This window comes from Bacillus arachidis (genome assembly GCF_030285945.1).
In the GTDB taxonomy this organism is placed as follows: domain Bacteria; phylum Bacillota; class Bacilli; order Bacillales; family Bacillaceae_G; genus Bacillus_A; species Bacillus_A arachidis.
Window position 1 is genome coordinate 2,228,292 of the sequence record NZ_CP127376.1, and the last position, 13,876, is coordinate 2,242,167.

Sequence of the window (13,876 nt, forward strand, 5' to 3'; positions counted from 1 at the left end):
GGTCTTACTTTTAACAAAGAGGGAGTTTGTATATAATAGGGAGTAGGGAAAGGGGAGATCGGAATGCCAGGGCCTTTACTAGTATCGGTTATTATTTTGTCTTCTCTCATGTTAGGAATTACACAGTATTTTCATCGCACAGATACGACAGAAGAAATTAAAGATAAAGTACGTCTCGTATTTCCCGTTTTTATAATCTCTATTTCACTCTGTTTTGTGTTAAATAGAGATGGGTATATCGTGGCCTTATTTTCATTTTTTATAGCGATTATATTAATCACTATATTGTACTATATAATGAAAGATTATTTACAAAAATAAGAATGCCTGAAAGGGCATTTTTATTTTTGTAAATAAAATAATTTCACATACTGTATTATAGTGAAAAATACATAAAACATTAAAAAAGCAAAATAAATTCTACATCATGTATTCACTTGTCAATCGTGAATAGCCGCTATACTATTAAAGTATAGAGAACAAGAAAAGGGGCTGTACTTATATGAAATTTGAGATGCATACAAAGATTATTTCAAATGAAAAAGAAATGAGATTACATATAGAAGAAAATATATTTCAATTAACTTTAGATGGTTATCATTTATTTGCTTTGGATGAAATGTTACCTTTATATAAATCTGATCAAGAAAAAATCGGTAGTGCAATTGTTCAAAAGATAGAGTGGAAAAATGAAAAGACAACACTGAACTATCAACTTGTTTCATTACAATCGGTAAATTAAAAGAGAGAAAGGAAGGGAAAGATGAAATTATTTCATACAGCGGATTGGCATTTAGGAAAACTTGTTCACGGTGTATATATGACCGAAGACCAACAAATTGTTTTAGAGCAGTTCGTTCAAGCTGTGGAAGAAGAAAAACCAGATGCCGTAATTATTGCAGGTGATTTATACGACCGAGCAATTCCTCCGACAGAAGCAGTAGACTTATTAAATGATGTATTACAAAAAATAGTGATTGATTTACAAACGCCAGTAATTGCAGTAGCAGGGAATCATGATAGTCCAGATCGTATCCATTTTGGCAGTAGTTTAATGAAGAAACAAGGATTGCATATTGTGGGACAATTCCGATTCCCTTATGAACCAGTTGTTTTAAAGGATGCGTATGGAGAGGTACATTTTCATTTAGTTCCGTATGCTGATCCAAGTATTGTAAGACACGTTATGAAAAATGAAGATATTCGTTCACATGATGATGCGATGCGTATTTTTATGAATGAACTTTCGGAAACAATGAATCAAGAAGCAAGACACATATTTGTAGGACATGCATTTGTTACTTCTTCAGGTGAAGCAGAAGACAACACGAGTGATGCAGAGCGGCCGCTTTCTATTGGTGGTGCTGAATACGTAAATAGCCACTATTTTGACAAGTTTCATTACACGGCGCTTGGTCATTTACATCAAGCGCATTTTGTCCGTAATGAAACAATTCGCTATTCAGGTTCACCCCTTGCATATTCCATTTCTGAAGAGCGTCATAAGAAAGGATATTACATTGTTGAATTAGATGAAACAGGACAAACAACAATAGAAAAACGCTTATTTACCCCTCGTCGCCAAATGCGAACAGTAGAAGCGAAAATAGATGATTTATTAAAACATCCGACCAGCGAAGATTATGTTTTCGTTAAACTATTAGATGAAAATCCTGTATTGCAACCGATGGAGAAAATTCGTTCTGTATATCCAAATGCAATGCATGTTGAACGTTCTATACAAAGGCGGGAACTTACAGAATCAAATGAAATGACCGTATCTAGACATAAAACAGATGATTTATCTCTTTTAAAAGCCTTTTATAAAGAAATGAAGGGCTCAAATTTATCAGAAGAGAAAGAGCGTCTTTTCTTAGAAGTATTACAAACAGTGCAGGAACGGGAAGGTGAACGAGGATGAGACCACTTCAGCTTATTATGACAGCGTTTGGTCCATATAAACAGCGAGAAGTTATCGATTTTAGTGATCTTGGTGATCATCGTATTTTTGCCATTTCAGGAAATACGGGTGCGGGAAAAACGACGATATTTGATGCGATTTGTTATGTGTTATATGGAGAAGCGAGCGGAGAAGAACGCAGTGATACAAGTATGCTTCGCAGCCAATTTGCTGATGACAATGTATATACGAGTGTAGAATTAACCTTTCAATTGAAAGGTAAACAATATGAAATTAAAAGGCAGCTTGGTCATAAAAAACAAGGGAATAAAACAATTACTGGGCATGCTGTTGAATTATTTGAAGTAATAGATGATGAGAAGGCTCCATGTGTAGACCGTTTTCATGTAACAGACGTGAACAAAAAGGTCGAGGAGCTAATCGGACTAAGCAAACATCAATTTAGTCAAATTGTCATGCTTCCGCAAGGGGAGTTCCGAAAACTATTAACATCTGAAACGGAAAATAAAGAAGAGATATTACGCCGTATTTTTAAAACAGATCGTTATAAATTAATGCGTGAACTATTAGATCAAAAGCGGAAACAGTGGAAGGACATTTTGCAAGAAAAACAAAAAGAAAGAGAACTATACTTCCGAAATGTTTTTAAGTTACCAGTTCGAGACGGTTCGGTATTAGAGACACTAGTGCAGCAAGAACATGTCAATACGCACCAAGTAGTTGAAGCGCTTGAACAAGAAACAAGTTGTTATGAAGCGGAAGTTGAACAATTACAAATGCAACAAGTAGCACAAACGCAACAATTAAAAGTTGTAGAAGATCGTTTTCATGCAGCGAAATCTGTTAACGAAAAATTAAAAGATTTACAGATGAAACAAGAACAACAAACAACCTTACAAGAAAATCGTGCGCAAATAGAAATAGAGGAGCAACGATTTAAACGTGCAGAACAAGCAAAACGATTATTACCATTTGAACAATGGTATGAAGAAGCGATGCAAACCGAACAAAATACGGAACGATTGCTGAAACAAATATCTGTAAAGAAAGAACAAACAGTTAAGGCGTTTGAACTGGCTCATGCAAAATATGAAGAGTTAAAAGGAAAGGAATCTGCACGTGAAGAAGGTAAGAAGAACGTACAAAGATTGGAAGAATTACAGCCAATCTTTGCTTCATTAGCAGAGAAAAAATCAAAATTACAAAAGGCAGAACTTCAGAGTGAGAAATTGAAAGCTGATCTTTATAAGTTTGAAAAGCAACTAGAAGAGCAAAATTCTCAAAAACAGCAAATAGCTGGAGAACTGCAACAGTTAGAAGTAGCACTTGAGCAGTATGTAGAAAAAGTGGAAGAATTAACAAATATGCGAGAAGATGCAAAAGTCTTAAAGCAAGCATATGACGTTTGGCAAGAAAAACAAAAATATGAACAAGAAAAAGATACTGCCTATCAAAGGCTGGAATTAGCAGTTAAAGCCTATGAAGATATGGAAAGTCGCTGGTTAAACGAACAAGCTGGTGTATTAGCACTTCATCTTCATGAAGGAGAATCTTGCCCAGTATGTGGTAGCACGGCTCACCCAAAGAAAGCTACAGAGCAAGGAGATTCCATTGATGAAAAACAGTTAAATGAGCTGCGAGAAAATAAGAATGCTGCTGAAAAATTGCACATTCAATTAGAAGAAAAATGGAGTTTCTATCGCCTACAATATGAACAAGTGATAGAAGAAGTCGCGAATCGTGGATATCGCTCAGAAGAATTAGTTGAAACCTATCGTGCATTGGTGCAACAAGGCAAACAACTAGCAGCTGATGTAAACTCATTAAAAGAAAGTGAAGAAAAGCGCAAACAACTAGCACAAAGTCTGAAAAAGTTTGAAGAAAAATTAGAAGAATTACAGAAACAAAAGCGTGAAGTTGAAGTGATGCAGCACGGTACTGAGATGGAGTGTATGCAACTTCGTACGTTCTATGAACATGATCAGCAGAAAATTCCTGAGGACTTACAAACATTAGAAGCGTGGAAGCAGCAATTTGATCAAGCTGCAAGCACACTCCGTTTTATGGAAGAGGAATGGAAAAAAGTTCAAGAAGCGTATCAACATTGGCAAAATGAAAATATACGTGTGCAAGCTGAGCATGATGGGGTTGTAAAACAAGTGAACAGTGCAAAAGAGAAGAGAGAAGAGACTTTTGTACGATTTACGAAAGAGCTTAAAAAAGGTGAATTTATCGATCAACAAGGTTATAAAGCAGCGAAATTAACAGATGTAGAAATGAAACATCTGCAAGATCGAATTCAAAAATACTATTCATCACTTGAAGTATTAGCAAAACAAATTGAAGAATTAGCAAATGAATTAGAGGGAAAAGAATGGGTGGATATTACAGTTCTAGAAGAACAAATGAAGGAACTAGAAATTCAGCTCGATATTACAAAAGAAAAACGCCAACGTACTCAAAGTGCAGTTGCATACATTTCTGATCTATATGAAAACATTAAACGAATCGACGAACAAATTCATGAAGAGGAAAAAGCTTTTCAAGAGCTTGTTGATTTATATGAGGTTATGAAAGGGGATAATGAAAGCCGTATTTCTTTTGAACGTTACATTTTAATTGAGTATCTAGAACAAATTGTTCAAATTGCTAACGAAAGACTTCGTAAACTATCAAATGGACAATTCTATTTAAAACGGAGTGAACGAGTTGAAAAAAGAAATCGTCAAAGTGGACTAGGATTAGATGTATACGATGCATACACTGGCCAAACACGTGACGTAAAAACATTGTCTGGTGGAGAGAAATTTAACGCATCACTTTGTCTAGCACTTGGTATGGCAGATGTCATCCAATCTTATGAAGGTGGCATTTCTATTGAAACAATGTTCATCGATGAAGGGTTTGGATCACTAGATGAAGAGTCATTGACAAAAGCAGTCGATGCATTGATTGATTTACAAAAATCAGGACGATTTATCGGTGTTATTTCGCACGTACAAGAGTTGAAAAATGCAATGCCGGCAGTACTTGAAGTAACAAAGCAGAAGGATGGTTGTAGTCAGACTAGGTTTGTGGTGAAGTAATACCTTGAACCCTTCTAATTTACCCAGCATTTTTAACGTTATTTTAGTCCCAAGTCACACTAGCGGTCACACTTTTCGAATACTTCGTCGAGCTTTTCAGCTACAGAACGTTGCATATCAGGAAGTACGTAACTGTACGTATTTAATGTCGTACCTATATCAGCGTGACCTAGTCGTTCTGAAATTAATTTTACATTAACGTTTTGTTGTATGAGCATCGTAGCGTGAGTATGTCGTAAATCATGAAATCGTATGCTAGGTAGCCCAAGTTTTTCAGTTACATTGTAGAACAATCTCCGTATGCTACGAGAATCTAACGGTTTCCCATATTTCGAAGTAAGTACTAAGTCTAAGTCGGTGTATTTATCACCGGCTTTTTCTTTTTCATATTCGACGAAATTACGGTGAGTTTTTTATCCTAACTCTGTTAAACTCTTATTAAACTTTTCTATAATATTTTGATATTCTTCTTTTTCAAACTCATCATCCCATGTATGTTTACTAATTTCTAATTGGGTATACGGTAAAAGTGATTCTAAACAATTTCTTTTATCATTAATTGCTTCTGGTGATAACTCTGATAATATTTCTAGTAACTGACCATCATACATAACTCCAGCTAATGGGTTCTCTTTTATAAAAATACAAGCTTGTTCTATAGCTAATTTTAATAAAATATTTTGTCTTAACATTGTGTAAACATCATCTAATGATAATTCTTGAATCGTTTTATTTAAAAGCTTTTTATACCAGTTATCAAATTTTGAATTGACTTCAAAAGAAGCCTCTATATTATATATTTCTTTTAACAATGACTTTTTAACATCCACTATTCGATACCTCCATATGGTTTGAATAATTCTTCAATTTTATTTTTGTTTGCTTTCTTCAATCCTTGCTTTAATGTCTCCCTTGTATCAGGTGATAAGTTAGGATTTTTTAATGAATTTTCAAGAGCTCTTTGAATCTTTTTCAGTCTTATATGAATCAGTTATTTCTTGAAGATGATTCCAATAGCCACCACTTGGTTTAGGAACAGGATTTCCTTGTAAATCTCTCAAAGTGCCACTAAAATCCATTTCAGTTAAATGGTCATTAACAATATTATCGAAAGTTTTTAGATTTTTCTTTTGTGCTCTAGTTAAACTAGAAGCTGCATCATCAACTGTATTGCCTCCCGTACCTTCTCCATTATCTGCCCTCCAAAGAAAGTCTTTTATCGAAGGTCTCCCTGAGCCCGCACATTCAAAAACAAACTCATTATGATTACGATTAAATAAAGATGCATCGTATTCAAAGCCTTTTGTATAGCGGTTTCCGTATACGATGCATACACTGGCCAAACACGTGACGTAAAAACATTGTCTGGTTTAACGCATCACTTTGTCTAGCACTTGGTATGGCAGATGTCATCCAATCTTATGAAGGTGGCATTTCTATTCAAACAATGTTCATTGATGAAGGGTTTGGATCACTAGATGAAGAGTCATTGACAAAAGCAGTCGATGCATTGATTGATTTACAAAAATCAGGACGATTTATCGGTGTTATTTCGCACGTACAAGAGTTGAAGAATGCAATGCCGGCAGTACTTGAAGTAACAAAACAGAAGGATGGCTGTAGCCGGACGAAGTTTGTGGTGAAGTAAAACAAAGCTGATAGTAGCATATATCCTTTGTTATATCAGTATGAAGGAATCTTTATAGACTAGAAATAAAAATAGAGTATAAAAGATTCATTTCAAATTAGGGATGTTTAGTGTTTAGGTTTTTTGAGGAGAAATTTACCGATTAAAAGATAATAATAGACCAGCCTATTAAAGGACTGGTCTATTATTGTTTCATTTTACAGCTTCCTTTAATTCTTTCCCTGCTTTAAATGCCGGTACTTTTCCAGCTGCGATTTGGATTTCTTCACCCGTTTGAGGATTGCGACCTGTACGTGCAGCTCTCTCGCGTACCTCAAATGTTCCAAAACCAATAAGTTGTACTTTGTCACCAGTTTGTAAAGCATTTGTAATTGTATCAAATACAGATTGAACAGCTACTGAAGCTTCCTTTTGTGAAATATCGGCAGTTTGAGCTACATTTTTAATTAATTCAGTTTTGTTCATTTTTTCACCCCATATTATTTTTTGTCTAGGTCTATTTCGATGATGAGTAAAAGAATGTAGAAAGATTTGTGAAAAGTAAAAGTTGCTAGGATTACACTGTTATCTTAATTTCGGTGAAAGAGGCAGAATCCCTGCAAGATATGAGTGAATTTATATTAATTGTTCCTTAAAATAGGCGAATTCATATAGATTATAATAAATCAGATATATAAAATAGAAGGGAGGGGGAATTCAATTATGATTATTCGTACAAAGTTAGACGAAATCATATTAATTCGGCAGCATGAACATGGATTTTTGGCGGGAGAATTTGCAAGAAATTTTAGAAAAGATGCATTTGAAGATAAGACATATTTAAAAGAGTGTATGAATGCGATTTATGAACATGATAGAGGGTGGATCGGCTTAGATAAAACACCATTTTGGAATGATGCTAAAAATACACCTTATACGTTCATGGATTGTCCGAGTTCGCTAAGGTTTGTTTTTTATACATTAGGGCTAAATGAGATTGAAAATACAAATCCGTACGGTGCTATACTATGTAGTAAGCATTTTATATCATTCCCTCTTAACCAAGACGATCAGGAAATGATAGAGTTTTATAAACAGGAATTGGATCGTCAAAAGAAATTTTTGAAAACGTTAACAAAAAAACAACATGCTATGTTTGATAAGCATTATAAACTTTTGAAGTTTTGTGATGAGTTATCTTTATATGCTTGTATGAATGAACCTGGTGTAACGAAAAAAGAAGAAATTGATTTATTTAAAGAAGGATTTGAAGGCACTGAAATTTTTAATACTATTACAAATAAACCGTTAACAGCTGAATGGATAGATAAAAAGAAGATTCGAATTACGCCGTTTCCTTTTGAATCAGAATTTAAGGCACATGTAAGATATAAATCTATACAAAAAAATATAATAAAGGAAATTGGTATTGTTAAAGCGGATAAAGAAGCAAAATCTAAGAAACTAGAATTATATTTTGTGAGATAAGTATGTAGTTATATAAAAATAAGGAAAAGAGGGGAAAGAAATGTATAATGAATGCAGTAGCGAGTATTTTATGGTTGAGAAATTAGAAGATGGTATTTATGCAGCGATTGCAAAAGAAGGAGGAGGCTCCTTAGCCAATGCCGGTTTTGTTGATATAGGAGATCAAACTATTATTTTTGATACTTTTAACACACAACAAGCAGCTACGGATCTTAAAGAGATAGCAGAAGAAGTAACGGGTCACTCTATATCATGGGTTATTAACAGCCATTGGCACGGAGACCATATTCGTGGTAATCAAGTTTTTAAAAATTGTAATATCATATCTAGTCATAAAACATTCGAGCAAATGGCAGAAATTCATCCTCCTAGAATTGATAAACAGAAACAAGACATAGAAGGGTTACATACATATATACAATCCCTACAAGAGCAATTCACTCAAACAAATGATGAAAGCTTACAAAAACAGATTTCATTCTTAAATCAGTTAGCGATATCATTACCTACACTGCAACTTGTATTACCTCAATATTCTTTCCAAAATGAATTTACTATACATGGTTCGAAGAGAACTGCAAAATTGATTACGCTAGGCGGAGGCCATTCCGTTTGTGATACGATACTTTACTTACCTAAAGAAAAAATTTGTTTTATGGGAGATTTATTATTTGTGAAATCACACCCTACCTTTTTTGAAGAATCTAATCTTCAAGAATGGAAGCGTATATTAGAAATGATTGTGGGATTTGAAATTGATAAGGTAGTACCAGGACATGGCGCTGTAGGTGTAAAAACAGACTTGAGAAAAGTAATAGAGTATATTGAAGAATTAACGTTATTAGTCAGCGAGAATACAAATATTGATGAGGTCAAATGTCCGAGTGCTTATATAAATTGGTATGCGCCTGAGGTTTTTACATCAAACTTAAAGTATTTGAAAAAAGTAATGAAATTACCAATTTTGTAAAGTAATAGTACGACATAAAGAATATATGAGAGTAATACAAGAAAAGGGTACACCATTGCTATATGGGGTACCCTTTGTTTTTAAAATTTTATTAACTTGCAATTTTTCTTTTTGAGTTTTTTAATTTCTCAGCTTGTAAGAATCGATTCGTTTCTGCTACCACAACACCACTTAATCCAATTAGACCAATTAAGTTTGGGATGGCCATAAGTCCATTTGCGATATCAGCGAATGTCCACACGATTCCGAGTTTTAAGTTGGCACCAATTGCAATCATTACAATGAAGATGACTTTATAGTATTGTACAGCACCTTGTCCGAATAAATAGGCTACACATTTTTCACCATAATAAGACCATCCTAAAATAGTGGAGTAGGCGAATAAAATGATTGCAATACCAAGAATCATGCTACCAGCATTGCCAAATACAGATTGGAAAGCAAGTGTTGTCGCTTCAACACCAGTTTTTCCGGATTTCCAGGCACCCGTTGTAATTAATACTAAACCAGTAATTGTACAAACAATAAATGTATCAAGAAAAGTTCCTGTCATTGACACAAGCGCTTGTTTAGCAGGTGAATCTGTTTTTGCAGCAGCTGCTGCAATTGGCGCACTTCCTAAACCTGCTTCATTTGCAAACACTCCGCGTGCCATCCCGATTTGAATAGCGGAAGCAACCGTAGCCCCGATAAAACCACCAGCAGCTGCAGTGCCTTGAAATGCACCAGAAAAAATAAGTGAAAATGCTTCTGGAACTTGATCAAAGTGATAAAAAATGATTATAAGACCTGAAATGACATAAAAGAAAGCTTTAAGTGGAACGAAAAATCCAGTGACTTTCCCGATTTTTTTCACGCCACCTAAAATAACAATCGCAATTAAGAAAGCCATTAATATACCAGTTAAAGCAGGAGGAAATGAAAAGTTTATTCTCATAGCTTCTGCAACAGAATTCGATTGGACCATATTTCCGATTCCAAAAGAAGCGGTTGTTCCGAAAAAAGCAAATAAAATAGCTAGCCATTTTTTCCCTAAACCACGTTCTAAGTAATACATCGGACCGCCGGAATATTCGCCGTTTTCATTATTTACACGATATTTTACCGCGAGGATCGCTTCGGCATATTTCGTGGCCATACCGAACAATGCAGTAATCCACATCCAAAATATTGCCCCAGGTCCACCAATTGTAACAGCAGTTGCGACCCCGGCTATATTTCCCATCCCGATGGTCGCGGCCATCGCTGTCATGAGCGCTTGGAAATGACTAATATCCCCTAAAGAAGATGTATCTTCTGATTTTCGAAATGCTAGTTTGTGAGCGTATAGTAGTTTGCTAAACTGTAACCCTTTTAGACGCACTGTGAGAATGATTCCAGTTCCGACTAGAAGGAATAAGGTCGGTAATCCCCATACGTAGTGATTGATTTGTTCTAATACTTTACTTACTGTCTCCATCTTTATTCTCCTTTTAGAAAAAATAAAAAACCACTTCACATAAATGAAATGGTCTCTGGAGAAACAAGGAATAGAAAAATAAACCGATGCAAATCGGCGTTTTCTTTCTCTTGTCTCTGTCCTTTTACCTGAGAGATTATCCGCTAATACAAGCGGATTTGCTCCTTCGGTGCTCTGTTTCCTCCGCACTATATGATAGGCGAGAGGGAGTCTCTCCAGAGATTCGTCCCCATGCAGTTCTACTTGTAAACCAAGACCTGAGAGTTTCAAAGCTGAGTCATCAACTTTTTGCCCCGTCGGTAGATCAATTGACCTTCTCCTGAATGGTTCATCCGAATTATGTGATTAAAACTTAAACATATTGTTATGAAATGATTTTTACATAATCAATAAACAACATTATAGGTTCCGTATAAATGAATTGCAATCATTTTTTATTGGAAAATAATTTTAGGCAAAAATTTTATTTCTCAAAATGGAAGGGAATGGTGTAGTTAATTTATTTTTTGGTTATCCCTAATTTACCTTCTACTTCAGCTAATGTAGATAAAGCTATGACAATATTTTGATCAGCAAGACCTAAAGATTGCGTAGCATTTTCTAGACTATCTTTTAAAGGTTTCTCATTGTTTAAGCCTTGCGTAACAGATAATGCAGCATTTTCCATACAATTTGAAGCTGCTGTAAACGCAGTTTTAAAATGCTCTATTTTCTGCTTTATTGCAGGATCTTTTATTTTCTCTTCAGCTTTAAAGATCTCCGTTTTTTTAGAAATCTCGTTGAATTGGTTTGCTATACTATTCATTTTATCTAGTAAATCAGCTGTATTTATGTTACCTGGATTTGAATTTAGTTCAGTCCATGTCGGTAACCAATCTTGCTCCACGATATTATCATAGTTTGTAGTAAGTAAATCAATTGGGGATTTTAATTCTTGTTGATAGATTTTTTTATCGACAGGTTCTTTAACGGTTTGAATTTTTTTCTCCTTTGTGTAGTTCAAAAAAATAATGACCCCAATGCTGGCAATTATCAGTGTGCTAAAAAGACAAAGGCACCATTTTTTATAGAACGATTTTTTCATTTGGTATTTCCTCCTAATATGAAAAACATAAGCTGTATTAATCTATAATAACAAGTTACATAGGTAGAAGTTGTTGTATTTTGTCGAAAAAAGGAAGGGACTAGAGAAATAAATAATAATGGGATTATACAGTAAGAATAAAATATTAAATGATATTACTTTTAATAACATATAAGGATGAGGTTTTCGATGGAGAAAAAGAGATGGGAAATATACTCTAATATAATTATGGTATTAGTTTTAGGGGGCTATTGGCGCTAATATTCATGACGAAAGAATCAAAGATTGAAGGTTTTCCAGTTCCTATGTCAGCTATTCATATTGAAGGTGACAATCAAGCAGATTATCAATATATAACTCTAATGCCTATTTCAAACGCGAAGGGGTGGGAGAACCTTGGAGAAGATGGGCATACTGTAGTATTTCAAAAAGGAGATAGGAAAGGTTGAATCAGTTACTGAGAATGTGAGTTTCATTATCAATATACTCCTTTTATTGAGTTATTTAGTAAATATATTATAAGCATACCATGGTAAGGCTCCTTTTTGTTTTTATTCCGAATCTTTTGTTTTATAATTAATTTGTATATAACACTTTATATAGAAATGAGCTGATTGATTGTCAATTATTAAGAAAATAGGTCGTTTTTGTCCCGTAGATGAAAAAGGATACATTATAAATGATTCACATATCAATAATATTCAGCCAGTTTTTCTGGAGGTAATACAAGAAGTAAAGAATGCGTGTTTTCAATCGTTACAGGATGATTTGCATAGCATTTACATTAGAGGGTCTGTTCCAAGAGGGATTGGAATAGAGGGGATTGCAGATATAGACACAATTATATTCGTTCGAAAAGATCCGAGAACAATAGACTTGGAATGGAGTGAAAATATAGAGCAACAATTGCCTCGAAAATTTGGTTGTATATCTGGGGTGGAATTAAGTTTTTATGAAGTAGAAGAAGTGTTACATTCCAGTCGTTTTTCATTTATAAGTTTTATGATTCAAACACATGGAGTATGTATATTCGGTGAAGATATAAGATCACAGCTACCCAAATATAAAGTAAGTCAAGAATTAGCTCATGAACACCTGAAATATTTACAGATACAAATTGAACAAGCGCGTGAAGAGCTAATTCATAATAAAGGTAAGGAGGATATAATAGATTGTTGCCGCTGGATTATGAAAATCATAGTTAGAGCAGGATTAGCATTAACAATTGATAAAGAAGGACTTTATTCTAGAGACCTTTATCCAGCGTATGAGTTGTTTAATAAGCATTTTCCAGAACAAGAACAAAATATGAGGAAAGCGCTACAATATGCAGTTAATCCTATAGACGACATAATGGAAATTACAGCATATTTAGATAACTTTGGGAGTTGGATGATAAAAGAAGCGAATTATTATTTAAATAATAGTGAATGAAACAAAACATAATTTTATTATGTAAACAAATAGTGCCATTTTTTAGTTATAGTAAGGGGGAGCAGCATGTTATTAAAAATAATATTTTGTCGAGTTGAAAAAGAGAAAAAGGGTTTATTTTCAGAGGCGCAAGAGAAATGGGGAGGTTTACAAAATCTAGAGGGGTTTTATGGACAGTTCGGGGGCTGGAATGAAGATGAGGCCTGTATATTTACTGTATGGGGAAACATGGATACATATCAAAAATTTATGAATGAAATGCATGATCCAATTTTTCATAATAGCAATCAAAAGGATACGTATTTATCTTGTAAAATAGAGTTATTTCAAACGTTATTTGATATGAAAGCTACTTCATTTACGAATGCACTTGTAAAAAATCTATTTGTCAGGGTAGCAGTTTGTGATGTGAAAAGAGGCAGGGAAGAGAACTTTTTACATATACAAGAAACAATTTGGAATAAAGGAATGGAAAAATCAGAAGGAATGTTAGGTGGTGTTGTGGGAAGATCTCTTAAAAACTCCAATCGCTATGTCGTTCTTTCTTTTTGGGAAAATGAAATGTCACATCAGCGTTATGTGAAAGAAATTTTTCCTAGATTATATGCGTTAGCTAATGTAACTATGGATGTTGAAAGTATAAATGGAAAGCAAGTTGCGTGTATAGAAGAATGGTCTGTATATTAATTATGAAAAAAGTAAATAAATGATGTTATATCTAGGATAAATGCTTTTAATAGTTATTGTTGTATGAATTGTTAGTTTTAAAAGTAGAAGGTGTGCAATGAATGAATGTATGATGGGTAT

12 protein-coding genes, 4 pseudogenes and 1 riboswitch are annotated in these 13,876 nt (G+C 34.2%); of the genes and pseudogenes, 10 read left to right on the forward strand and 6 right to left on the reverse strand.

From position 1 onward, the window contains the following. The first annotated feature begins 63 nt into the window (after positions 1-63). The 4 genes from QRY57_RS12925 to QRY57_RS12940 all read left to right on the forward strand — a co-directional run bounded on the left by QRY57_RS12925 (position 64) and on the right by QRY57_RS12940 (position 5,007). A complete protein-coding gene (locus QRY57_RS12925) occupies positions 64-321 on the forward strand; it encodes a hypothetical protein (RefSeq protein ID WP_026590782.1) in 258 nt (85 codons plus the stop codon). 181 nt (positions 322-502) lie between these two features. Then, positions 503-742 (forward strand): DUF2584 family protein, encoded by a 240-nt coding sequence (locus tag QRY57_RS12930; protein ID WP_286017647.1) that lies wholly within the window; start codon positions 503-505, stop codon positions 740-742. A gap of 21 nt (positions 743-763) precedes the next feature. Further along, complete coding sequence (locus QRY57_RS12935) at positions 764-1,921, forward strand: exonuclease SbcCD subunit D (protein ID WP_286017648.1); 1,158 nt, start codon at positions 764-766, stop codon at positions 1,919-1,921. Continuing rightward, entirely contained in the window at positions 1,918-5,007 is a 3,090-nt protein-coding gene (locus QRY57_RS12940; RefSeq protein WP_286017649.1) for an AAA family ATPase, read from the forward strand. Before QRY57_RS12935 ends, QRY57_RS12940 begins: the two co-directional genes overlap by 4 nt. A 59-nt stretch (positions 5,008-5,066) precedes the next feature. On the opposite strand, the pseudogene QRY57_RS12945 reads toward QRY57_RS12940, so the two are convergent. The 3 genes and pseudogenes from QRY57_RS12945 to QRY57_RS12955 form a co-directional block, all read right to left on the reverse strand. Beyond that, positions 5,067-5,417: pseudogene (locus QRY57_RS12945) on the reverse strand (tyrosine-type recombinase/integrase); the annotation flags it as partial. A gap of 3 nt (positions 5,418-5,420) precedes the next feature. After that, positions 5,421-5,837 (reverse strand): contact-dependent growth inhibition system immunity protein, encoded by a 417-nt coding sequence (locus QRY57_RS12950; RefSeq protein ID WP_286017650.1) that lies wholly within the window; start codon positions 5,835-5,837, stop codon positions 5,421-5,423. Next, positions 5,837-6,350, reverse strand: a pseudogene (locus tag QRY57_RS12955) (polymorphic toxin type 28 domain-containing protein). Before QRY57_RS12955 ends, QRY57_RS12950 begins: the two are co-directional and overlap by 1 nt. Here QRY57_RS12955 and QRY57_RS12960 point away from each other — a divergent pair. Continuing rightward, positions 6,315-6,655, forward strand: a pseudogene (locus tag QRY57_RS12960) (SbcC/MukB-like Walker B domain-containing protein); the annotation flags it as partial. The pseudogenes QRY57_RS12955 and QRY57_RS12960 sit on opposite strands and share 36 nt — an antisense overlap. Before the next feature lie 192 nt (positions 6,656-6,847). Here the strand turns inward: QRY57_RS12960 and QRY57_RS12965 are convergent. Then, a complete protein-coding gene (locus tag QRY57_RS12965; protein WP_026590786.1) occupies positions 6,848-7,120 on the reverse strand; it encodes an HU family DNA-binding protein in 273 nt (90 codons plus the stop codon). Between the two features lie 237 nt (positions 7,121-7,357). Between QRY57_RS12965 and QRY57_RS12970 the strand changes: the two genes are divergently transcribed. Both QRY57_RS12970 and QRY57_RS12975 read left to right on the forward strand, forming a co-directional pair. Continuing rightward, positions 7,358-8,122 (forward strand): DUF3891 family protein, encoded by a 765-nt coding sequence (locus QRY57_RS12970; protein ID WP_286017652.1) that lies wholly within the window; start codon positions 7,358-7,360, stop codon positions 8,120-8,122. 40 nt (positions 8,123-8,162) lie between these two features. Beyond that, positions 8,163-9,092, forward strand: a complete 930-nt coding sequence (locus tag QRY57_RS12975) for an MBL fold metallo-hydrolase (protein WP_286017653.1) — start codon at positions 8,163-8,165, stop codon at positions 9,090-9,092. Between the two features lie 91 nt (positions 9,093-9,183). Here QRY57_RS12975 and QRY57_RS12980 read toward each other — a convergent pair whose 3' ends face one another. Both QRY57_RS12980 and QRY57_RS12985 read right to left on the reverse strand, forming a co-directional pair. Continuing rightward, positions 9,184-10,551, reverse strand: coding sequence for an alanine/glycine:cation symporter family protein (locus tag QRY57_RS12980; RefSeq protein WP_286017654.1), 1,368 nt, complete (start codon positions 10,549-10,551; stop codon positions 9,184-9,186). Between the two features lie 106 nt (positions 10,552-10,657). Beyond that, a riboswitch (glycine riboswitch) is annotated at positions 10,658-10,780 on the reverse strand. 270 nt (positions 10,781-11,050) lie between these two features. Beyond that, entirely contained in the window at positions 11,051-11,635 is a 585-nt protein-coding gene (locus QRY57_RS12985; RefSeq protein ID WP_286017655.1) for a hypothetical protein, read from the reverse strand. Between the two features lie 189 nt (positions 11,636-11,824). On the opposite strand from QRY57_RS12985, the pseudogene QRY57_RS12990 reads away from it, so the two are divergent. The 3 genes and pseudogenes from QRY57_RS12990 (at position 11,825) to QRY57_RS13000 (ending at position 13,756) form a co-directional block, all read left to right on the forward strand. Beyond that, positions 11,825-12,084, forward strand: a pseudogene (locus QRY57_RS12990) (hypothetical protein). A gap of 169 nt (positions 12,085-12,253) precedes the next feature. Continuing rightward, positions 12,254-13,069 carry a nucleotidyltransferase family protein gene (locus QRY57_RS12995; RefSeq protein ID WP_286017656.1) on the forward strand — a complete coding sequence of 272 codons (816 nt, stop codon included), beginning with the start codon at positions 12,254-12,256 and terminating at the stop codon, positions 13,067-13,069. Between the two features lie 66 nt (positions 13,070-13,135). Next, the gene (locus QRY57_RS13000) at positions 13,136-13,756 is read left to right on the forward strand and encodes a DUF4937 domain-containing protein (RefSeq protein WP_286017657.1); all 621 of its coding nucleotides are present in this window, start codon (positions 13,136-13,138) and stop codon (positions 13,754-13,756) included. The last annotated feature ends 120 nt before the right edge of the window (positions 13,757-13,876 follow it).